Source organism: Haloechinothrix halophila YIM 93223 (genome assembly GCF_000504245.1).
GTDB lineage: Bacteria > Actinomycetota > Actinomycetes > Mycobacteriales > Pseudonocardiaceae > Haloechinothrix_A > Haloechinothrix_A halophila.
The window spans coordinates 435088-455670 of record NZ_KI632509.1 but is presented as its reverse complement, the minus strand read 5'-3'; the positions used below and the strand labels follow the sequence as shown (position 1 = coordinate 455670).

18 protein-coding genes are annotated in these 20583 nt (G+C 68.2%); 4 read left to right on the top strand and 14 right to left on the bottom strand.

Annotation, left to right across the window (positions count from 1 at the left end):
• Positions 1 to 56: 56 nt before the first annotated feature.
• Both AMYHA_RS02180 and AMYHA_RS02175 read right to left on the bottom strand, forming a co-directional pair.
• Positions 57 to 1052 (bottom strand): LLM class flavin-dependent oxidoreductase, encoded by a 996-nt coding sequence (locus AMYHA_RS02180; RefSeq protein ID WP_034267450.1) that lies wholly within the window; start codon positions 1050 to 1052, stop codon positions 57 to 59.
• A gap of 152 nt (positions 1053 to 1204) precedes the next feature.
• Complete coding sequence (locus tag AMYHA_RS02175) at positions 1205 to 1468, bottom strand: hypothetical protein (RefSeq protein ID WP_157361731.1); 264 nt, start codon at positions 1466 to 1468, stop codon at positions 1205 to 1207.
• A gap of 455 nt (positions 1469 to 1923) precedes the next feature.
• Between AMYHA_RS02175 and AMYHA_RS02170 the strand changes: the two genes are divergently transcribed.
• The gene (locus AMYHA_RS02170; protein ID WP_051399444.1) at positions 1924 to 2772 is read left to right on the top strand and encodes an alpha/beta fold hydrolase; all 849 of its coding nucleotides are present in this window, start codon (positions 1924 to 1926) and stop codon (positions 2770 to 2772) included.
• Between the two features lie 59 nt (positions 2773 to 2831).
• Here the strand turns inward: AMYHA_RS02170 and AMYHA_RS02165 are convergent, their stop codons facing one another.
• The 3 genes from AMYHA_RS02165 to AMYHA_RS02155 form a co-directional block, all read right to left on the bottom strand.
• Positions 2832 to 4055, bottom strand: coding sequence for a lipase family protein (locus AMYHA_RS02165; RefSeq protein WP_034267443.1), 1224 nt, complete (start codon positions 4053 to 4055; stop codon positions 2832 to 2834).
• 257 nt (positions 4056 to 4312) lie between these two features.
• Positions 4313 to 4816 carry a hypothetical protein gene (locus tag AMYHA_RS02160; protein ID WP_034275444.1) on the bottom strand — a complete coding sequence of 168 codons (504 nt, stop codon included), beginning with the start codon at positions 4814 to 4816 and terminating at the stop codon, positions 4313 to 4315.
• Positions 4816 to 6147, bottom strand: coding sequence for a molybdopterin-dependent oxidoreductase (locus AMYHA_RS02155; RefSeq protein WP_084036721.1), 1332 nt, complete (start codon positions 6145 to 6147; stop codon positions 4816 to 4818). The genes AMYHA_RS02160 and AMYHA_RS02155 overlap by 1 nt, the downstream gene beginning before the upstream one ends.
• Positions 6148 to 6324: 177 nt before the next feature.
• Here AMYHA_RS02155 and AMYHA_RS02150 point away from each other — a divergent pair, with 177 nt between their 5' ends.
• A complete protein-coding gene (locus tag AMYHA_RS02150) occupies positions 6325 to 8046 on the top strand; it encodes an SDR family oxidoreductase (protein WP_231104598.1) in 1722 nt (573 codons plus the stop codon).
• 144 nt (positions 8047 to 8190) lie between these two features.
• Here AMYHA_RS02150 and AMYHA_RS02145 read toward each other — a convergent pair whose 3' ends face one another.
• From AMYHA_RS02145 to AMYHA_RS02130, 5 genes are all read right to left on the bottom strand, one after another.
• A complete protein-coding gene (locus AMYHA_RS02145; RefSeq protein ID WP_034267434.1) occupies positions 8191 to 9195 on the bottom strand; it encodes a zinc-binding alcohol dehydrogenase family protein in 1005 nt (334 codons plus the stop codon).
• A 59-nt stretch (positions 9196 to 9254) separates the two neighbouring features.
• Positions 9255 to 10802: a T-complex 10 C-terminal domain-containing protein gene (locus AMYHA_RS25455; RefSeq protein WP_051399443.1), complete on the bottom strand. Its 1548-nt coding sequence runs from the start codon at positions 10800 to 10802 to the stop codon at positions 9255 to 9257.
• 56 nt (positions 10803 to 10858) lie between these two features.
• Positions 10859 to 11437: a DUF3558 family protein gene (locus AMYHA_RS26170; RefSeq protein ID WP_084036719.1), complete on the bottom strand. Its 579-nt coding sequence runs from the start codon at positions 11435 to 11437 to the stop codon at positions 10859 to 10861.
• Between the two features lie 2 nt (positions 11438 to 11439).
• Positions 11440 to 11877 carry a hypothetical protein gene (locus tag AMYHA_RS02135; protein ID WP_034267431.1) on the bottom strand — a complete coding sequence of 146 codons (438 nt, stop codon included), beginning with the start codon at positions 11875 to 11877 and terminating at the stop codon, positions 11440 to 11442.
• 99 nt (positions 11878 to 11976) lie between these two features.
• Positions 11977 to 12768 (bottom strand): ESX secretion-associated protein EspG, encoded by a 792-nt coding sequence (locus tag AMYHA_RS02130; protein WP_051399442.1) that lies wholly within the window; start codon positions 12766 to 12768, stop codon positions 11977 to 11979.
• Between the two features lie 152 nt (positions 12769 to 12920).
• On the opposite strand from AMYHA_RS02130, the gene AMYHA_RS02125 reads away from it, so the two are divergent.
• On the top strand, positions 12921 to 13589 hold the full coding sequence (locus tag AMYHA_RS02125) for a DUF2461 domain-containing protein (RefSeq protein WP_034275438.1): 669 nt from the start codon (positions 12921 to 12923) through the stop codon (positions 13587 to 13589).
• Positions 13590 to 13696: 107 nt separating this feature from the next.
• On the opposite strand, the gene AMYHA_RS02120 is transcribed toward AMYHA_RS02125, so the two are convergent.
• From AMYHA_RS02120 to AMYHA_RS02105, 4 genes are read right to left on the bottom strand one after another with little or no spacing between them, the layout of a single operon-like run.
• On the bottom strand, positions 13697 to 16642 hold the full coding sequence (locus AMYHA_RS02120; RefSeq protein WP_084036717.1) for a type II toxin-antitoxin system Rv0910 family toxin: 2946 nt from the start codon (positions 16640 to 16642) through the stop codon (positions 13697 to 13699).
• A complete protein-coding gene (locus AMYHA_RS02115) occupies positions 16635 to 17486 on the bottom strand; it encodes a crotonase/enoyl-CoA hydratase family protein (RefSeq protein WP_034267428.1) in 852 nt (283 codons plus the stop codon). The genes AMYHA_RS02120 and AMYHA_RS02115 overlap by 8 nt, the downstream gene beginning before the upstream one ends.
• A complete protein-coding gene (locus AMYHA_RS02110; protein ID WP_034267425.1) occupies positions 17479 to 19113 on the bottom strand; it encodes an acyl-CoA dehydrogenase family protein in 1635 nt (544 codons plus the stop codon). Before AMYHA_RS02110 ends, AMYHA_RS02115 begins: the two co-directional genes overlap by 8 nt.
• Positions 19097 to 19708, bottom strand: coding sequence for a TetR/AcrR family transcriptional regulator (locus tag AMYHA_RS02105; RefSeq protein WP_034267421.1), 612 nt, complete (start codon positions 19706 to 19708; stop codon positions 19097 to 19099). Before AMYHA_RS02105 ends, AMYHA_RS02110 begins: the two co-directional genes overlap by 17 nt.
• Before the next feature lie 88 nt (positions 19709 to 19796).
• Here AMYHA_RS02105 and AMYHA_RS02100 point away from each other — a divergent pair, with 88 nt between their 5' ends.
• A complete protein-coding gene (locus tag AMYHA_RS02100) occupies positions 19797 to 20573 on the top strand; it encodes a crotonase/enoyl-CoA hydratase family protein (RefSeq protein ID WP_051399441.1) in 777 nt (258 codons plus the stop codon).
• Positions 20574 to 20583: the final 10 nt, after the last annotated feature.

Genomic DNA, 20583 nt, shown 5'->3' with positions numbered 1-20583 from the left:
TCATGATCCACAACGACTTGCCGGGATCCTCACCGGTCGGTGCGTGGTACGCGGCTCTACTGCGCCAGCTTCGCCAGGAGTTCGAACGACCGGCGGCGGTTCTCGTGCGCGTACACCATCGTCGTCACCATCAGCTCGTCCGCCTGGGTGTCCTCAACGAGCTGCGCGAGTTCGCGGCGGACGGTGTCCGGCGACCCGACGACGCTGCCCCTGCGCCGCTTGGTCATGAACCGCTGCTCCTGCTCGTCGTACGGATAGTTCGCCGCGAACTCCGGCGTCGGCAGCGCGATCGGCTTGCCTCGCCGCAGGCTCAGGAACGCGAACAGCCCCGGCCCGGCCAGCCACTGCGCCTGCTCGTCGGTGTCGGCGCAGATCACCGACACCGCGACCATGGCGTGCGGCTTGTCCAGCACCTGCGATGGCCGGAAGTTCTCCCGGTAAGCGGCCAGCGCGGGCAGGGTGTTGGCGGCGGCGAAGTGGTGCGCGAATGAGAACGGCAAACCGAGCATCCCCGCGAGCCGCGCGCTGTAGTCGCTCGATCCGAGCAGCCACACCGGCGGCTGATTGCCCTCGGCGGTGACCGCGTTGACGCCGCGCGCTTCGTCGTGTTCGAAGTAAGAGATCAGCTCGGTGAGCTGGTGCGGGAAGTCGGCTGCTGACAGCGCCGAGTTGCCCCGGACGGCCGCCGCGGTGCGCGGGTCGGTGCCCGGCGCGCGGCCGAGACCGAGGTCGATGCGGCCGGGGTGGAACGCCTCAAGCGTGCCGAACTGTTCGGCGACGACCAGCGGCGCGTGGTTGGGCAACATGATCCCGCCGGAGCCGACCCGCAGCGTGCTCGTCGCGTTGGCGACCTGGTTGATCATCACGACGGTGGCCGAGCTGGCGATACCCGGCATGTTGTGGTGCTCGGCAAGCCAGTAGCGGTGGTAGCCGAGCGATTCCGCGTGTTGGGCGAGGTCAACGGTGTTGTGCAGCGCGGTCGCGGCGTCGGAGCCCTCCGAGACCGGTGCGAGGTCGAGCACGGACAGCGGTACACCAGAGAATGCGGCCATACCCGCTGCCAACGCGCGCGGGCGGCGTGATCTTCCCGCGCACCGCAGAGATCACATGCCTTCCGGGACCGGCTCCCGCGCGTCGCCGAGACCACGAGCGGCGCGGTGAGCGCCCGGCCGGCGTCACGCTGAGTACGAGACCTCCCGGCGCGTCACGCTCCGTTCGACGTGCGTGGGGACGGGAAGGCAGCGCGTACGGCGTTGAGGCACCAGCGCATCCGATCGCGGTAGCTGTCCGGGTGGTCACCCGCCTCCTGCGCGACTTCGCAGCGGCAGGCCGTCGGGTCGTGCAGCCGAAGTTCGGCCTCGATGGCGGAACGGAGGTCGTCTGGCGATGGCGTGCCCTCGGCCCGCAGCTCGGTGCAGAACAGCACGTGCGCCAAATCGGCGTAGTCCCTCTCCACTGTCTCTGACATGGTCGTCACCACTTTCACCAGGTACTCAAGGTGATCGTGCGGGCATGACGCGATCACATATCCAGTTAAGCTCACAATGGTGTGATTCGCACCACCACGATGAGGTGTTCTATGGAGAGCATCCCGCTCGCCGATGGCTATGTCGACCAGGGCGCGCCGGGGTGGCGCGATCGTGTCCCTCGTTCGCGCCGCCGTGTCCTTCGCTCCGGACGTCGTATCCCGCGTCCCGCACGCGACGCGGTGGCGTGAAAGGCGTTTTCGCAACGCTCAGTGATGCAAGGCTACTCCTCACACACCACCACCCGTACGGAGATACGTAGTCACGTCCGTAATTTTCCCGCTCCAGGTGCGTCTCGTAGTTGAGAGGGTTCTTGATGTCCGGTTCTCCGCCTCGCCAAACCGCCTCCAGCCGGGGCGGCCGGACATCAAGCCAACCGTCGACAAGAGGACGCGCGATGACCAAGGATGCGGAACGCCTGGTGTGGTGCAAGGACGACGTCGCGGGCGGAATCACGCAGTACGGCGTCGGAGGCACCGGACGTCCGGTGCTGTTCCTGCACGGCTGGGGCCTGAGCGGGCGCAGCTACGAACCCGCGTTGCGACGTCTGCTCGCGGCGGGTCGCCGGGTGTACGCGCCGTCGCTGCCCGGTTTCGGCGGAACCGCCCCGCTCGAGCGGGAAGACCTGAGCCTCGGATCGTACGCGGCGTGGGTCGCCGACTATGTCCGCGATGTGGGCATCGAGACACCGATCGACGTCCTCGGCCACTCGTTCGGCGGTGGCGTCGGCGTCCGGCTCGCACACGACGCGCCTGACCTGGTCGAACGTCTCATCCTCGTCAACGCCATCGGCGGGTCCGCGTGGCGCGACGGCAGGGGTGTCGTCCGGCCGATGGCCGAGCGTCCCTTGTGGGACTGGGGCTTCCAGCTCCGCAACGAAGTCCGGCCGAGCAGGCGTTCCGCACTCGCGATGCCGAGGATCGTGCGCGAAGCCGTTCCCAACCTGGCTCGCAATCCCGGCGTGGTGTGGCGGGTCGCCAGCATGGCGCGCGCGGCGGACCTCGCCACCGAACTCGCCGCGTTGCGACGTCGCCGGCTGCCGGTCACTGTGACCTGGAGCGATCGCGACACGGTCATCCCGTTCGCTTCGTTCGCCGCACTACGAGCCGCGCTCGGTGATCCGCACAGCGTGATCGTCTCCGGTGGACACGGCTGGCTCATCGACGACGCCACGCTGTTCGGCCAGGTGCTCCCTGACCTCTTCGCCGAGCGGGATGACGCGAGCGCGCGACGTCCAGCAGCGTGAGCGACGAAGAGCTCCTTTGAGACGCCTGGTGTCCCAAAGGGGCTCTTCTCGACACGGCCTCAGAATGATCCGCAGTCGCTGCGCTGCGGCAGCCCGGCTACCCGCTGCTCCATCCATAAGAACGCCGTGGTTGACGCTTCGAGGATGCCGCCGATGTGGGTCGGGGTCAGCATCGTCTTGAACCGCACGTTCGCGCCGCGATCACACCAGTCGCGCGCCATCTGCCGCCCTTGCGCGTACGGCACGATGTCGTCCAGCCTGCTGTGCGCGACCAGCGTCGGCACCGACGGCGCGCGGTTGCCGAGCCGCTGATCGGCGACGACGGACTTGAATGGCTCCTCGTCCAGATAGTCGCCCACCGGCCTGCCGTCGACCGTCAGCTCGTCCGAGCGCATGAACGGGTACTTGAGGATGGTCTCCTCGACGCACTCCTGCTCGATCTGCGCGAACAGCTCGCGTCCCCGCTCGTTCAGCACGTCAGGAATCCCCAGCTCGGGGTAGGCAGCATCGAGGCCGACGATCGCGTAACCGAGCAGCCCGGCCGCGTGCGAGCCGTCCAGGTGCTCACCCACAGCGCCTTTGTCAGCGGGTGGCGCGCCGACGTAGGAGCCCGCCAACCGCAGCTCGGGCGCGTACGACGCCGCGACCTCGGCAGCGGCGGCCGAGGCCCCACCGCCCTGCGAGTACCCCGCCGTCAGCACCGGACCGGCGTCTGGCAGCCCTGCCTCCGGCAGCCGCTGCGCTGCTCGGACGGCGTCCAACACCGCGTGCGCCTCGGCCGCGCGGTTGACGTAGGTGTGGTTGCCCGGCGTGCCGAGCCCCTGGTAGTCCGTGAACGCGATGCCGTAACCACGTTGCAGCAGCCCTTCGAGGAACACGCCCTCGTACTCCAGTCCGGCGGCCATCCGCTTCGACGGCGCGCACTGGTCGCCAAGGCCTTGCGTGCCGGCGGCGAAACCGATGATCGGACGCGGACCGGCGCCGATCCACGGATAGCGCGACTTCAGCACTGTTCCCGTGACGGCCATTGGCTCGCCGTGGGTGTCCGTGGACAGGTACATGATCCGGTGAGCCTCGGCGTTCGCTTCCTTCAGCGTCAGCGGATCGAGGTAGAACGACGTCGGTTCGTGCCGGATCACGTCGCCCGGTTCGCCCGCTGGCAGTGGCGATGGTGGCTCGTAGAATGATGTCGCCAGCGCTGAGCCGGGAGTGGTCACGACAACGAGCGTCGCGAGTAGTGCCGCCAGTGCGACGCCAAGTGCCTTGCGCGGTGGGGTACGCACGGTAGTTCCTCTCTGAGCGGAATGTGAGACACACTCGCTGTGGGAGATGTATGTCGTCAACACACCTCGCTGCAGCAGAGGAGTATTTATTCGTTTCGCACAATATTTCGGGTTGGCACTGCGTACACGTGTAGCGCACGGGAATAGGTGGCATCAGCGGCGCACGAACCGCAGCCAGGACCGGTTCCAGCGTGACGACGTCGTCCAGTCACGCATGGAGTTGAGTTCCTGGTAGCCCAGCTGTGGGCATCCGACCACTACGGCGTCGTCGCGCGGCTGGAGCTGCCCGCCCGGTAGCGCCGAGCCCGGATCGCGTACACCAGTGCGCTCACCAGGAATAACGCCGCGACCAGCAACAGCCACCGCGCGGCGTAACCCTCCTGCGCGAGCCCGGTGGCGGCGCGATGCGTGCCGGAGCCCTGGCCGACGATGCCGGGGAAGAACAGCAGGAACGTCAGGCCGGCGCCGAGCGCGGGTACCCGGACGTGGTTCAGCACCGGCACCCGCGGACCGTCGCGGCCACGCCGCAGCGCCCGCAGCGCCCGCAGCGCGCCGGACAGCGATCGGTCAGCTAGCGCGTACAACGGGAACAGAATCAGGTCGTGGGCGATCACCGCACCGACGAACCACAACGCCATCCGTGGCAGGGACGGGTTGTCGATCACTCGCCACACCGCGTATCCCGCGAGCGCGAAACACCCGATCAGCACCAGCAGATGCAGGGGGTTCGCGCCGTAGAAGGATGTCCATCGCCTGAGCATCACGCACTCCGGAACTCGATCGAGCCGACCCACTTGGTGCAGTGCACGCCGGGCAGCGCGGGCACGATGATCCTGGCGGGAAAGCCATGGTCCGAGCTCAGGTCCACGCCGTTGACCCGCAGTGCAAGTAGCGAGTCCGGGTGGAGCGTCTGGTTCGCCTGCAACACCGCGCCGCGGAACGCGCCAGCCTGCTGGATCGACATCACGTGAGCGGACGATGGCTGCGGTGTCCCGGCGAGTGCGGCGAGGTCGCGCAGCCGCACGCCGGTCCAGTCTTGGGTGGTGGACCAGCCCTCCACGCAGGCGATCGGCAGCCGTGCGGTGTGCAGTGACATCGCCAGCAGTTCGTCTCGACTCAGCGCCAGTTGTTCCGAGCCCGACAGTCTCAACCGCCACGCGCCGCCGGTGCTCGCCGGCTCGATGCCCGCGGCAGTGGCGGTCTTGTTCACTGGGAAGTCGTTCGGGCCATCGCCCGGCGACCTGCCACGGGGGAGCAGCAACGCCAGCGGCCGGGCCGTGCCGCCGATGCTCTGCCCGATCGTGATCACGCCGATGAACAGCGCGCCGCCGCCGACCAAGCGGAGCGCGCCCCTGCGGCTCAGCGTCGGCCGGTCCGGGTGCGTCGCGACGAGGCCGTGCTCGTCCGGTGGCTCTGGCTCGGTGTCCGCTGTGGACGTCCGGAGCTCCGCCCGCAGCGAGCGGGATCGCAGCGCACGGGCCATCGTCGGCAGTTTGATCGCCACGTGCGCCACGAACGCGCCGATGAACACCCATGCGCCGTAGTAGTGGGCGGTATAGAAGTTGAAGCCGAAGACGTAGTCGTACTGGATGTTGAGCACGCCGGTGGCGATCTCGAACAGCAGCGCGCCGACCAGTAACAGCAGTGACAGCCGCTCGATGACCTGCGCGATGTTGCGGGCGGGCGGCCAGCTGAACAGCTTCGGCACCACCGACCACAGTTTCGCGAGCACCACCGGGATCAGCATCAGCCCGAGGATCACGTGCAAGCCTTGGTTGAGCTGGTACAGCCAGGCGGGGCTGGTCGGCCAGGCGAAATGCGGCAGCCGCAGCCAGCCGACACCGCCGGGGATGGCTTGCCCGAACTGCGGGCCGTAGGCGGCGTAGCTGAGCAGCCCGGTGAGGAACACGATCGGGATCGTCACGAGCAGGACGAGGCCGAAGATCGATGTCAGCCACGGTCCGCGCAGCGGGCTGCGCCAGCGTCGGGTGCTACCCATACCGGGCGGCGGGCGTCGTTCCAGTGCCCGCCACAGCGGGGCGGGGAAGCCGTAGCGGGGCTCCTTGTCGGTCGGTGCTGGCGGCCTTGCCATACCGTCACGGTAGGGCGGGCGTCGCCGTTCGGCTCTGCGTAGCGGTGGTCGGTAAGGAACCCTTAATCAGGGGTGCTTGCAAGGCTTGACCAATAGCAAGCACACCGTGCTAGTGTTCGGTACCTGTTACCTCTAGTAACACTCATGGGCAACGCGGCCCGAAGGGAAGGTAGCGACGTGACTCGACGTGTGGTGTCCGAAGACGGCGTGTCGCTCGCCGTGACGGAGAGCGGTTCCGGGGACGTGACGGTGGTCTGCGTGCACGGCTATCCGGACAACGGCTCGCTGTGGCAGCCGGTCGTCGACGCGCTGAGCGACCGCTACCGCGTCGTCGTCTACGACGTCCGAGGAGCGGGCGAGTCGGACAAACCGGCCGCGCAGAGCGCCTATCACCTGGACCGGCTCGCCGCCGACCTCGCAGCCGTCGTGGACGCCGTCAGCCCTGACCGGCCGGTGCACCTGCTCGCGCACGACTGGGGCGCCATCCAGACCTGGCACGCCGTCACCGGCGAATGGCTGCGCGGGCGCGTCGCGTCGTTCACGTCGATCTCTGGGCCGTGCCTCGATCACGCGGGGGCGTGGCTGCGCTCCCGGCTGCGGCCGAGCGGGCTGCGTGAGCTGCTTCGGCAGGTGCTGCACTCCTGGTACATCGCGTTCTTCCAGCTGCCTCGTATTCCCGAGCTGGCCTGGCGCAGTGGGGTCGCCGGCCGTGCGCTGCAGCGGCTCGACGGCTCCGGCGCCCCGCCCGATACCGGCGACGCCATCCGCGGCCTCGCGCTGTACCGGGAGAACATGCTGACCCGCTTCACCCGGCCCGCGCGGCGGGAGGCAGATGTCCCGGTGCAGGTGCTGGCGCCCCAGGCGGACGGCTTCGTGACGCCGCTGGTGCAGACCGATATCAGCCGCTGGGTGCCTGAGCTGTGGACGCGCCGGGTCGCGGGTGGGCACTGGCTGCCCCGCAACCGGCCGGACGTCGTCGCGCGCTGTACCAGCGAGTTGATCGACCACATCGAGGGCGCGCCCGCCGTACCATCTCTGCGTCGCGCGAAGGTGACGTCCGAGGAACGCGGCCGGTTCGCGCGCCAGGTCGCGGTGATTACCGGCGCCGGGAACGGCATTGGCGCGGCCACCGCGATCGCGCTCGCCGAGGAGGGCGCCGACCTGGTGCTCACCGACGTTGACGAGCTCGCCGTCAACCGCACTGCGGAGCAGGCCCGCCGCCACGGCGCCCGCGCGCAGGCCGTCGCTTGCGACGTCTCCGACGCCAGTGCCATGGCCGACCTCGCTAAGCAGGTCGCCGCCGAGTACGGGGCACCGGACATCGTCGTCAACAACGCCGGGATCGGTATGGCGGGGCCATTCACCCAGACCACGCTCGCTGACTGGGAGCGCGTCATCGACGTCAACCTGTGGGGCGTGATCCACGGCTGCAAGCTGTTCGCGGAGCAGATGATCGCGCGTGGCGAGGGCGGGCACATCGTCAACCTCGCCTCGGCTGCCGCGTACTTGCCGTCGAAGCTGCTGCCCGCTTACGCGACGACGAAGTCCGCGGTGCTGATGCTCTCTGAGTGCCTGCGCGCGGAACTGACCGCTGACGGCATCGGCGTGACGGCGGTGTGCCCGGGATTCGTGCACACCAACATCACCGCGACGACCCGGTTCGTCGGGGTGGACGAAGGCGAGCAGCTACGCAGGCAGCGGGTGACGACGGCCGCGTATCAGCGGCGCAACTACCCGCCGGAGAAAGTCGCGGCGCGGATTCTCCGCGCGATCGAGCGGGACACGCCGGTGGCACCCGCCGCGGCGGAGGCCCACATCGGACTCGCGCTGTCCCGGATGACGCCAGCCGCCGTTCGGGCAGCCGCGCGGTTGGACCTCACGCCGGGGGAGGCGGGGTGAGGTCGCCGCGAGAGTGTTGTTGCTCAGGGCCGGTTGGGGCGGCCTGGCTCGAGGAGGACTGCGTGGTCTTGGTGAATCCGCTGGCCCGACCACAGTGCTGCTCGACTGCCTTTCGCACGAGTCGCGAGGCGGGGCTTTCGCGTCTCATGGCACCAGCACCGCCGCGCCGTTCACGCGGTCGGTGGCCAGGTCGCGGAGCGCCTGGAGTGCGTCGTCCAGCGGGTACGGTGTGGTGCGTACGGACAGCCGGTGTCGTCCGGCGAACTCCAGGAATTCCCGCGCGTCCGCTCGCGTGTTCGCGGTGACGCTGCGCAGTTCCTTCTCGTAGAACAGGTGCCGCTGATAGTTCAGGTGCTCGACGTCGGTGAGGTGGATGCCCGCGATGGCCAGCACGCCGCCCCGGTCCAGCGCTTCCAGGGCGGGCGGGACGAGCGATCCGACCGGGGCGAACAGGATCGCGGCGTCGAGCGACTCCGGTGGTGCGTCGGCCGCCGCGCCCGCCGACGCCGCGCCGAGTTCCAGCGCCAGACGTCGGGCCGCTTCGCTGCGAGTCAGCACGTGCACTGTGGCGCCCTCCGCCAGCGCGACCTGCGTGGCCAGGTGCGCGCTTGCGCCGAAGCCGTACACGCCGAGCCGTCCACCCGGCGGCAGCCCGGAACGCCGCAACGCGCGGTAGCCGATGATGCCCGCACACAACAGCGGTGCGAGTTCGACGTCGGAGTACCCGGATGGCAGTGGGTGTGCGTAGTCGGCGGGAACCGTGACGTAGTCGGCGTAGCCGCCGTCGGCGTCCCAGCCGGTGTAGGTCGAGTTCGGACATAGGTTCTCCGCACCGCGCACGCAGTACCGGCAATGTCCACAAGTGCCGCGTAGCCAGGCGACGCCGACGGCGTCACCGACCTCGAAACCGGATGCGTCGCCTGTCGCGACCACCTTGCCGACGACCTCGTGCCCAGGCACGACGTCCGGCCGGTGGACCGGAAGGTCGCCTTCGGTGACGTGCAGGTCGGTGCGGCACACACCGCACGCACGCACCCGCAGCAGCAGTTCGCCGTCCGTAGGGGCGGGCACGGGCTCGTCGTCGAGCCGCAGCGGGTCGCCGGTGACCGGGCCGGGCTGGTGCACGCGCCACACGCGCTGGGTCGTCATGGCGTCCAGTGTCGCGGCGTCGTGGCTGGTGGTGCTAGTGCTGGCGCTGCGGGTAGACGTCAGTCGCCGATGACGGGTGGCACGACCGTCATGCCGGTGGTGTCGTCGACTAGCTTCTCGCCGTATTCGTCTTCCTCGACATGCAGGCCGGGGTCCATTTCCTGCTTGACGTAATACTTGTCCTGGTGTTCTTCGTCGTCGCCACCTTGGCCCTTACCGGCACCGGCGCCGCCCATCATGCCGCCCATGCCGCCTCGGCCCATGGCTCCCATGCCTTTGGCAGGAGCGGCGCCAGCGCCACCACCGGTCGGCCCGAAGCCACCGACGCCCGTGCCTTTGCCCGCACCAAGCGCGCCACCGGCAGCTCCGGCACCGGCACCACCGGCGCCGAGCGCTCCGCCGCCGTGTGCGCCACCACTCCCGTGGGCGCCGCCGGTGGGGCCATAGCCACCGAGAGCAGAGTTGTTGTCGGACGCGAAGCCCGCCGCAGTCGTGTTGCCTGGCGGGATCACGCGGCCATCCGGCAAGATCTTGGTGCCGTCGGGCTTGATGATGGTGCCGTCCGGAAGTCGGACTGTCCCGTCTGGGTAATGGATGGAGCCGTCCGGATACCGCAACGAACCGTCCGGGAGCCGGACAGGTTCCCCTGCGCCGCTGCCGCTTGGCGTGTGCGTCGATGGCTGCTGGGTCGACGGCGCTGCGGTGCTCCCACCGCCGCTGTAGCTGGGTGAGTACGCGGCACCGGAACCAGCAGGGCTGCCCACGCTGGGGCCGCCAGCGGTGCCGCCGCCTGCGACGGACCCTCCACTGCCGCCAGCGGTGCCGCCGCTGCTGCCTCCGCTGCCGAACTTCGGTGGCTCGGCGAAGACCGGCTGCTTCGAGGCGGAGGCGTAAGTCTGTTGTTCGAATTCTTGCGCGATCCGGGCTGCTTCTTCGTGCGCCTGTTGACTTTCTGCCTGCTTCTGCTGTGCTTGCTCCAGAATGGCGACGCCCTCTGGGCCGCTCGCTGCTCTGGCCCGCGCCATTTCCTCCTCGTAGGAGAATGGGATCGGCTCCGGCATCGCGTTCTTGAACGACGACGACGCCTCCGCCTGCTGGTTGGTCACTTCAGCCGCGAGTCGCGCGTTGTTCGTGCTGGTCTCGGAGTACTTGGCGAGACCGTCGACGAAGTGAGTGGCCTGGTCGGCTGCCTCACCTTCCCAGGAATCGCGGGTGGTTCTTACCGCATTGGACAGTGCCTCGTTGGCCTGCTCGAATGCTTCGCGGATGCTGGTGTATCCGGAGGAAATCTCGCCAATTCTGCTGGGTTCGTTGTTGTCAACTGACCATCGCTTGAGTTCTTCGTGCGGTATTGCGAGGTAATTGCCGTTCGGTGCCTCGACACCCTCCACATACTCGGTAACTTCTGATGAAGCCTGCTTGATCGCTTGGTCGGATAATTCGCTCGCGCGGGTATGCGAGTTGATGTGCCGCATCGCGAGGTCCAGCAGTCCGCCGAACTTGCCTTCGTCTATCGCAGCCGCCGTCTGGAGCGTGCTTATGAATTGGGTACGTTCCGACGGTGGAACCTCATTGATGATGTACTGGTCCTGCTCATCCGCAGGCATGCGCGCTAGTTTTCTAGGCTCGGCTTTTTCCCCTCGTTGGACATGACCGCCTCCCCCTAATCAGGCAGCTTTGGCTCGATGATTGTCGCGACATCCTCGACAGCTGTGCAGGACCGTTTGGTGTTTTTGGATTCAGCGGTGATGTCAACTCTGCCTTCGGCGACTGCGAAAGAGAACAGGCAGGAGCCTTCGATTCCATCATTCTCCGCGACTAGTTTCGCGGTTCGACTTGCGAATTCTTCGTCGCTGACTTGGGCTTGGCCACGAACTGACACCTCGGCGACTGATTGCGAGGGTCGTATGGAGATTCCGAACGTGATGCCCTTCTCGATGGGCACACCTCGGTCGATGCTCGTGTTCCAAGTGCAGACACTCGCTGCGCCAGCAAACGAATCTTTATCTTCAGACTTGAGTCCTTTACTGATAGTAGCGGCCTCCTCTTCGGAGAGAAGGTCGCATCCACTGATCTGTGATAGTCCGTTCTGGCTCGTGGTGGTTGTGGGTTGTGACGTAGCAGGGATTTGTGACTCGGCGTTGCCCGTCACAGCTTCGCCTTGTTCTTCACCGCAACTTGTCAGAGCGAAGAAACCAATCGCAGCAAATGCCGCTGCTTTTTTGCGAAATAAGATCCGCATGTTCACAATCCTCGGTCGAATGTTTGGGCGCGGTCGGCGTCAATACGTTCATAAGACTCAACGGCGTATTCGTAACCTTCGCGCGTGTAGCTGAGTACCTTCTCGAAATTCAACACGGCCTTACGGCACGACTGTCCACCGTCCTCATACCAGCCAACTGCTCGCTCTGCGTAAGGACTGCTGCCGATTTTCGGGCTTTGTGTCACGATTCCTACGTCATGTCTGATCTGCCGCATTGCTTCTTCCGCCCGTGCGATCTCCTTGATCGCCGCCTTTGCGACTTCTGGATCGATGCGGAACTTGCCTGACTTCGCTGCGGCGCTGAACGCCTTGGCGCTCTTGATGGCTTCGGACTGCTGTTTCTCGTTGCCGAATGACGCCGCGAGTGAGCCGCTGTCGGTTGAACTTCCCCCAAGGTTTGGGTCGCGTAGTAGCGCCACGATAGCCCCCTTCTTGGCCCCAGCCCTGCAGATCGACCTTAACAGTCTGGTGTCCTGCTCACGGTGGTTCTGACGATTGATCGCCGTTGTGGGTTCCCGCTAGTTCCATGGCAGGTGCGGGCCCACGAGCTGCTGTACGAAATGTGTCAGCCGCTGACTGTCGCCAGGGTGGAGGCTCAACTGCGGTGGGTCGCCAGTCGTCGACGTGAACCAGCGGCCAGGGCCAGCACCGCGTTCTTGGTCGAAATCCCACCAGGTCAGCTGGCACAGCCGCTGCCACCTGGGTTGGTTACCGGAGCGGATGGAAGCTGTCAGCGACCCGAGGCCGAGTTTGTCTTGCTCAAACACGCGAGCGATGGTGCGCTCGTGACGTCCTGTCGCGGCGGGGTTGTCCCGGGCGGCCGCGAGTGGGTTGTAGTTCTCGTCGTCATCCGAACGGTGACGTTGCTGGCCCGGCATCGGCATCGTGGCCGATGTGCCGCGCCCAGCGGGAATCCTCGGCAGCACGTCCAGCGTCGCCGGAATGACGGCGGTGGCGCGCACCGGTGTCATGACGATGTAGTTACCGTCCTGTCTGCCGACTACCGCGTCACGGCCGTCGGACACCCCGCGCGCCAGCAATACCGTGCCGTTGGCATCACCCGTGAGAACGAGCGCGAACGGTGCCTGCGAGAGCAGCACGAGGTGATGTTCCAGCGCTGGGTAGACCCGTCCGGCGCGCATCAGCCCCTGCTGCTCCAACATGCCGTGGGTGGCCTCGCGGAGCCGGGCGCGTTCGTCGATGGTGTCACCCACAACGGGTACTTCGAACGGCTGCGGTGGCTGACCGAGGCCGAGATCCTCGAAGAGGATGTCCACCGCGGGCAACGACAGTCGCGTCGGAACCGACACCAGAGTCCCCCACTCCATAGACTTGATCACCCGCCAGGGTGCACGGTAGCGCACCGTAGCGTTCGTTATGTCCCGAACGGTAGGAACGTCACCTCGGCAAGTGACCACACGATCGGTGTGTGACGTCGACGCCGACCGCCTATCGTTACGTCGTGGCATTCACCGGTTTCGGCGAAGCCGTCGTCGACTTCTACGACGGCCTGCTCGCGGACAATTCGAAGGCGTACTGGGAAGACAACGTTGCCATCTACCGGCGCGACATCCGGGCGCCGATGGAGGCACTGCTCGCCGAGCTTGAAGTGGAGTTCGCACCCGACTTCGGCACGGGAAAGGTGTTCCGCCCCAACCGTGACGTGCGGTTCGCCAGGGACAAGAGCCCGTACAAGACGCACTGCGGCGCGGTGATTGAGGCGGGCAGGGGCGGCGGCGCGTACTACGTCGAGGTGTCCGCCGACGGGATGCTGGTCGGCGGCGGGTGCTTCCACCTGCAGTCCGACCAGATCGCGCGGTTCCGACAGGCCATCGACACCGACCTGCACGGACCCGAGCTGGAGCGGATCGTCGCCACGCTGTGCGAGGCTGGCTGGGAGATCAAGGGCGAACAGCTCAAGACGAAGCCGCGCGGCTACTCGGACGACCATCCGCGCATCGACCTGCTCCGGCACAAGTCGTTGTACGCGGTGAAGCGGTGGGAACCGGACGACACGCTGCACGAGCCCGCCTGCCTGGACCGTGTCCGGCAGGCGTGGCGCGAGGTGCGGGACTTCAACACCTGGGCGGCGGACCACGTCGGCGTGAGCGAGCAGCCGCGCAGGCGGTGAGTGGGCAGTGTCCCCGTGACGTGTAGACGTTGTGGTCGCTATATAGCAACCACAACGCCTCAAGATCACGGCCGCGGGCGCCCGGTAGCGGGCGCCGCGCAGCGCCGCTACCGCCCGCGCCAGACCGGGTCGCGGCCTTCCGCGAACGCCCGGACGCCCTCGGTCGCGTCCTCGGAGAACAGCGCCACCGACGCGACGTCGGTCTGCTTGTCCCACGCGTCGGCACCGCTCCACTCGGGCCGCTCGTCGATGATCCGCTTGCTCGCCTCGACGGCCAACGGCGCGTTGGCCGCGATCGTCGCGGCGAGTTCCAGCGCGGCGTCCTTCGCGTTCCCACGCTTGACCAGCCGGTTCACCAGCCCAAGCTCGTACAACCGCCGCGCGGGCAGCGGGTTCGCCGTCAGCGCCAGCTCCAACGCCGAGTTGCGCGGCAGCCGTTCGGACAGCCGCAACAACCCACCGGCCGCCGCGACTAGCCCGCGCTTCGGCTCTGGGATGCCGAACTCCGCGTCCTCCGCCGCCACGATCAGGTCGGATGCCAGCGCCAGCTCGAACCCGCCCGCGTGCGCGTAGCCCTCGACGGCCGCGATCACCGGCTTGCTCGGCGGTCGCTGCGTCATGCCGAGCGGGCCCCTGCCCTCGGTCAGCGGGTACTCGCCCTTCGCCGCTGCCTTGAGGTCCATGCCGGAGCAGAACGTGCCGCCCGCCCCGGTCAGCACGGCGACGCGCGCATCGTCGTCCGCCTCGAACGCGTCGAGAGCCCGCTCCAGCGCCTTCGCCGTGGCCAGGTTGATGGCATTGCGTGCCCTCGGCCGGTTCAGCGTGATCACGTGGACGCCGTCAGCCCGCTCGACCTGCACCGGCGGCGGTGGCGGCTGCGGCAGCGGTGCGGGCATCCGATCGACGACGCGACAGGTATCGGCGCCATCGATCTCGATCGTCCAGCCGAGCGGGTCTGCCTCCGCCATGACGTCGACGACCTCGGGGTCCTTGCTGCGCATCAGCACGCGGCTGCCGTCGCGAGTGAGCGCGCTGATGATCACGGCCTCCGGCTCACCGTCCCTGGTGTACGGAACGGTGTACGACTCGACGACGGCAGGCCCGGTGTACTGCGACGCGACCGGTCTCGGCTGCGGGCGCTCCACCAGCGGCTCGGCATCGATCTGCCGGAACGCCTGCTTCGGCGGCTGGGCGGAGTAGATCCCGATGGCGTGCTTAGTGACGTACCAGCCGAGTCCGGTGGTCAGGCCGTAGTCGTCCGGGTTCTCTCGCAGGATCCCGACCATGGTCGCCAGCGAGTGGCCGGTGTAGTTGTTGCCCGGCCCGCCAGCGAACGTCAGCCCGCCGGTCACGGTCAGCGGCCGGTCCTCGTCGGCGGGGCACAGGCCCAGCTCCCGCGCCGCGATCTGCACCGCTGACGGGAAGCAGGAGTACAGGTCGATGTGCTGTATGTCTGCAATGGACAGTCCAGCGTGGTCTAGTGCGGCCCGGCCGATGGCGTTGATCGCAGGGGACGCCGCCAGCTCGGCGCGTTCCGAGACGAACCACTCGTCCGCGGCGTGCGCGCCCGCGTGGGGGAACACCCAGTGCTCGGATGGGATCCCGGCCTCCTGTGCGGCTGCCGCGCTGCACATGATGACGCCGCTGGCCAGATCGACCTGCAAGTTCGCCGTCAGCAGTTTCGGATATGGCGACGACACCGGACGATTGGTGTTCGATGTGGACATCAGCTCGTCCGCGGTGAACGACTGTGGCTGCCATGCGTACGGGTTCCGCGCCGCCACCGTGGAGAACCGCGACCACAGCGCGGCGATCTCACGCAGGTGGGCGTCTGGCGCTACGCCGAACCGCGCCCGCACCGCGTTCTCCAGCAGTGCGTAGACGTAGATCGGCGCCATCAGGCCCGCGGCCGTCTCGGCATCGTTGTTCGCTTCCCGCTCGGTGCCGATCACCCGGCGGGGTGCGACGTCGTTGGGCTGCTCTGGCCAGTCCGGCGACGCTCCCTGGCGTTGTGCCTCCACAATGGACGCACCGGACTCCGCGCCAGAGATCAACACGATGTCCGCGAGGCCGTCCGCGATGCTCTGCGCGCTGTCGTTGACCAGCCGCTGCGCGCCGTCCCCGCCGAACCGCGCCGACGCCACTGTCTCCCGTGGTGACGCGCCAACGGCGTCGGCGACGAGGCGGGCTTGGTCGTTGTAGGCCCAGGACGCGCTCGACACCGACCGCACTGAGTCCGCCTGCGCCAGCAGCCGTTCGCCCGCGCCGCTGTCCTCGGCGGCCTTGCGCAGCGCCCGCTCCGCGAGCGTCGCGGGGTCGGGCAGCTCGCCTTCCGCGGACGGCCGGTGCACGACCTGCCCAACGCCGACGATCACCGGTGTGCGCGGGTCGAGCAGCGCACCGGAGTGGTGCCGCACCGGCTCGCCGCCCTCGGGTCGCAGCACTGACAGTGGCTCGACCTCGGCGGGCCCGCTGTCTGCAGCGGACGCTTTCGCCCCGCCGAGTAGTCCTGCGAGCTGGCGCAGCGAGGTGTCCAGTTCAGCTGAGAAGCTGCGTGCGGCCGACGTCCCCATCGGGCCTTTGAGCGGGTCGCCGCCGAGACCACAGTCGACCCACACCGTGCTGCCCTGCGCGGACCGCTCCACCGCGTAGCTGAGCCCAACCAGCGCGCCCATCGGGCCGGTGCCGGTCAGCTCGATCGATGTGTCGGTCAGGCCGGTGATGGTCCACCTGACGTCGATCGGCATGCCCATGATCTTGGTCTTCTGCACGAACGACGCCGACAGTTCAGGACGTCCCGGCGCGCCGTCGCGCCAGCCGCCGTGCACTGTCAGCCACTCGTCGTACCTGGCGAAGTCCGTGGCCAGTGCGAACACCTCGGCGGGCGGGGCCGCGATCTCGATGCCAGCGGTGAGAGTGTGGTCGTAGGCGGCGATCGAGGCGGGCACGGTGTGTTCCCCGCGCGGTGATGCCTGCCGCTTGGTGGTGAGCGATGACACCAGCGCCCGTGCCACCGTGACCGCCGTGCGCAGCCGCGCCCGGGTGTTAACCATCCGTCCTCCTTCGTGAGCCGTAATCACCGAACGGGTCGTCGCGCTCCCGGACGGCCTGCCGGAAGCCTGCTTCGGTAGCCCGCGTGACGAAGTCCCTGCCTTCCTGGGTGTGCCGTGCGATGCCGTCGAACAGCGTGCCGAGCGTGCGGCTGGACGACAGCCCCATGTTCTCCGCCGTCTGGTTGCACAGCAGTTTCAACATCTGCAGCTGGTTCACCGGCACCCGCGCCATCCGCCGGGCCAACGCCGTCGCGCGGTCGAGCAGGTCGTCGTCCGGCACGCACTCCAAGATCAGCCCAACGTCGGCGGCTTCCCGCGCGGGGATCTCGTCGCCGGTCAGCAGGTAACGCTTCGCGCGCTCGAAGCCGAGTCGGTACACCCACATGGCCGTGGTCGGCGCCCCCCACACACGCGAGGGTGGGTAACCAAACGACGCGCCCTCGCCCGCGATCACCATGTCCGCGCACAGCACCATGTCGGTGCCGCCCGCGATGCACCAGCCGTGCACCGCGGCGATCGTCGGCTTCGTGGCGTACCAGAGCTTCATGTACGTGTCCACGAACGTCGACATCACCCGCATGTCCATCGCCGAGTCCCACACGCGGTCCGATGTGGACTCCTCGGCTTGCATTTCGGTGGACCAGTCGAGCCCATATCCGGCGCAGAACGCGGGACCGTCGGCACGCAGCAGGATCACTCGCACGTCCGGGTCGGCATCCGCGTCGTCGATGGCCCGCGCCAGCTCGTCGCGTAGCCGCGGCGTGATGGTGTTGTACGCCTCGGGCCGAGCGAGCACGATCGAGCGCACTCCGGCCTCGGTTTCGGTGCGCAGCGTGTCAGGCACCGATGGGACCTCCGCGGTTGATCAGCGTCGCGGTGTCCACCCCGGTCGGCAGGGTGCCGAACGCGACGCCCCAGTCGCCGCCAAGCCGGGACGCGCAGAACGCGTCCGCCGCGGCTGGGTTGCCGTGCTTGTGCAGCCACGCGCCCTGCAGCGCCATCGCCATCGTCTCGACGACCTGCCGCGCCCGATACTGGATATCGTCGACGTTGCTCAACTCCTTGCGCAGCCGAGCGACCGCGTCGTCCAGCCGGCTGTCCACACCGGACACCGTGTCGAGCTCGGCGAAGTATGCCTCCACCGAGGACGGCTGCTTCGCCATGGCACGCAATGCGTCCAGCGCGGCGACGTTGCCGGAACCCTCCCAAATGGACATCAGGGGCGATTCGCGGAACAGCCGGGGCATGCCGGACTCCTCGACGTAGCCGTTGCCGCCGAGGCATTCCAGCGCCTCGGCCGCGTGCGCGGGCGCCCGCTTGCACACCCAGTACTTCATCACAGCGAGCCCGATGCGGCGCAGCAGTGACTCGTGCTCGTCGCCAGCGAGTGACTTGTCGACCGCGCCAGCCAGTCGCATCGCGGACACGGTGGCCGCCTCCGCCTCGATGGCGAGGTCCGCGAGGACGTTCGTCATGAGCGGCTGCTCGATCAGTCGCGCGCCGAACGCGCTGCGGTGCTGGGCGTGGTGGATCGCCTGGAGCGCTCCGACACGCATGCCAGCCGCGCTGCCGAGGGTGCAGTCCAGCCGGGTCAGGTTGACCATCTGGATGATCGTGTTGACGCCTTTGCCTTCCTCGCCGACGAGCCAGCCGAGTGCGCCGTCGTACTCGATCTCGGACGACGCGTTCGAGCGGTTGCCCAGCTTGTCCTTGAGTCGCTGCAGGTGGATCGCGTTGCGGGTGCCGTCAGGCAGCACGCGCAGCAGCAGGAAGCAGGAGAGCCCGCCGGGCGCTTGCGCCAGCGTGAGGAAGACGTCTGACATCGGCGCCGATGTGAACCACTTGTGCCCGATGATGCGGTAGCTGCCGTCCGGGTTCGGGCGCGCGGTGGTGGTGTTGGCGCGGACGTCGGAGCCGCCCTGCTTCTCAGTCATCGACATGCCTGCGATGAGCCCGCGCTTGCTGGTCGGCTCGCGGAGTCCGAAGTCGTAGACCTGGGACGCCAGCAGCGGCTCATACACCCTCGCCAGGTCCGGCTGCTCGCGCAATGCGGGCACTGCCGCGTAGGTCATCGAGATCGGGCAGACGTGGCCAGGGTCGGTGAGTGTCCAGACGAAGTTCTTCGCGGCGCGCACGGCGTGCGCGCCGGGGCGCAGGTCCGCCCATGGCGCGGCGTGCAGGCCGTTCTCGACGGCGACGGTCATCAAATCGTGCCAGTGCGGGTGGAACTCGACCTCGTCGATGCGGTGGCCGAAGCGGTCGTGCGTACGCAGCACCGGCGGGTGCTGCTCGGCGAGGCGGCCCCACTCCTGCGCCTGCTCGCTGCCCGCGAGCCTGCCGAGCTGGTGCAGCTCGTCGGTGGCCCAGTCGACCTCGACGGTGCGCAGGCCATCCCACATCGCTGGGTAGGCGGCGGCATCGAAGCCGTACAGGGGGCGTGCCTGGTTGGTGACCTCATGCGTGGGTGGCATCAGCTGCTCCTAGTGCCCGGATAGTGAAGGTGACGAATGCCGGGATGACGTCGGGTTCGGCCGCCCCGTCCACGAGCGGCCCGATCAGTGCCTCGCCGCCTGCTCCGACTAACGCGGCGGCGGTGACCTGGGCGTCCTGCGGTGGCAGCACGCCAGCGGCGACACCCTCGGCGATGCGCTCGGCGAAGATGTCGCGGAAGCGTTTGCGGAAAACCAGTCGTTCGGCGTCGACGGCAGGGTCGACCGGCTCGGCGAGTAGCGCGTACGCCAGCCGGGGCGCTTTGAGCGCGCGGCGCGCGAAGGTCTCCATCACCGCGACGATGCGCTCGGTCAGGTCGCCGTCGCGGTTGGCCGCCTCCTCGACGGCGGCGACCTCCCGGCTCACGACGGTGCGGAACAGTTCGACGGCCAACGCGGACTTGCTGGGGAAGTGCCGGTAGAGGGTGCCGGTCGCGACGCCTGCTTGCGCCGCGACGGCGGACATCGAACAGCCCGCATAGCCGTCCTTGCTGAGCACGGCGATGGCGCCATCCAGAATGGCTTGCCGCTGGGCGTCCAATCTGGCTTGGACCGCTGGGGTGCGCCGGTAGGCCATGCAAGAAGTGAAGCACAGATTCACTGCTTCATGCAAGACTGATGGCACAGTGGTCAGCGGTGTTTCCGGTGACGGGAGGAGTGAAGCGGTGACAGAGCAACCAGCGGTGCGCAGTGAGCGCAGCGGGCCGGTGACGACGGTGGTGCTGTCGCGGCCGGAGGCGCGCAACGCCGTCGACGGGCCGACGTCCGCGGCGCTCGCCGATGCGTTCCGGTCGTTCGACGCCGACGACGAGGCGCGGGTCGCGGTGTTGTGGGGTGAGGGCGGCACGTTCTGCGCCGGAGCTGACCTCAAGGCGATCGGCAGTGAGCGGGGCAACTCCGTCACCGAGGACGGCGACGGTCCGATGGGGCCGACGAGGATGCGGCTCAGCAAGCCGGTGATCGCGGCGGTATCAGGACACGCCGTCGCGGGCGGGCTGGAACTGGCGATCTGGTGCGACCTGCGGGTGGTGGAGTCGGACGCCGTGTTCGGGGTGTTCTGCCGCCGCTGGGGTGTGCCGCTGATCGACGGCGGCACCGTGCGGCTGCCCCGGCTGATCGGGCGTGGCCGCGCGCTGGACATGGTGCTCACCGGACGCCCCGTGGACGCGGCTGAGGCACAGGCGATGGGGCTGGCCGATCGCGTGGTCGAGCCGGGCGAGTCGCGCGCGGCTGCCGAACGGCTCGCCGCCGAAATCGCGTCCTTCCCGCAGGCGTGCCTGCGCAGCGACCGGACGTCGCTGCTCGAGCAGCAGGGGATGTCCGAGGACGACGCGATTCGCAACGAGTTGCGGCACGGCGTCGGCGTGCTCTCGGAAGCGGTCGAGGGCGCGGGACGGTTCGCGGCGGGTGCCGGGCGGCACGGGTCGTTCGGGGACCTGTGAGCGTGGTGCG

Bases quoted from the DNA above. Each gene is read 5' to 3' on its own strand.
- AMYHA_RS02155 (WP_084036721.1), bottom strand. From the start codon at position 6,147: ATGGCAAGGCCGCCAGCACCGACCGACAAGGAGCCCCGCTACGGCTTC.
- AMYHA_RS25455 (WP_051399443.1), bottom strand. From the start codon at position 10,802: ATGCCTGCGGATGAGCAGGACCAGTACATCATCAATGAGGTTCCACCG.
- AMYHA_RS02160 (WP_034275444.1), bottom strand. From the start codon at position 4,816: ATGCTCAGGCGATGGACATCCTTCTACGGCGCGAACCCCCTGCATCTG.
- AMYHA_RS02170 (WP_051399444.1), top strand. From the start codon at position 1,924: ATGACCAAGGATGCGGAACGCCTGGTGTGGTGCAAGGACGACGTCGCG.
- AMYHA_RS26170 (WP_084036719.1), bottom strand. From the start codon at position 11,437: ATGCGGATCTTATTTCGCAAAAAAGCAGCGGCATTTGCTGCGATTGGT.
- AMYHA_RS02180 (WP_034267450.1), bottom strand. From the start codon at position 1,052: ATGGCCGCATTCTCTGGTGTACCGCTGTCCGTGCTCGACCTCGCACCG.
- AMYHA_RS02175 (WP_157361731.1), bottom strand. From the start codon at position 1,468: ATGTCAGAGACAGTGGAGAGGGACTACGCCGATTTGGCGCACGTGCTG.
- AMYHA_RS02145 (WP_034267434.1), bottom strand. From the start codon at position 9,195: ATGACGACCCAGCGCGTGTGGCGCGTGCACCAGCCCGGCCCGGTCACC.
- AMYHA_RS02120 (WP_084036717.1), bottom strand. From the start codon at position 16,642: ATGGTTAACACCCGGGCGCGGCTGCGCACGGCGGTCACGGTGGCACGG.
- AMYHA_RS02110 (WP_034267425.1), bottom strand. From the start codon at position 19,113: ATGCCACCCACGCATGAGGTCACCAACCAGGCACGCCCCCTGTACGGC.
- AMYHA_RS02105 (WP_034267421.1), bottom strand. From the start codon at position 19,708: ATGGCCTACCGGCGCACCCCAGCGGTCCAAGCCAGATTGGACGCCCAG.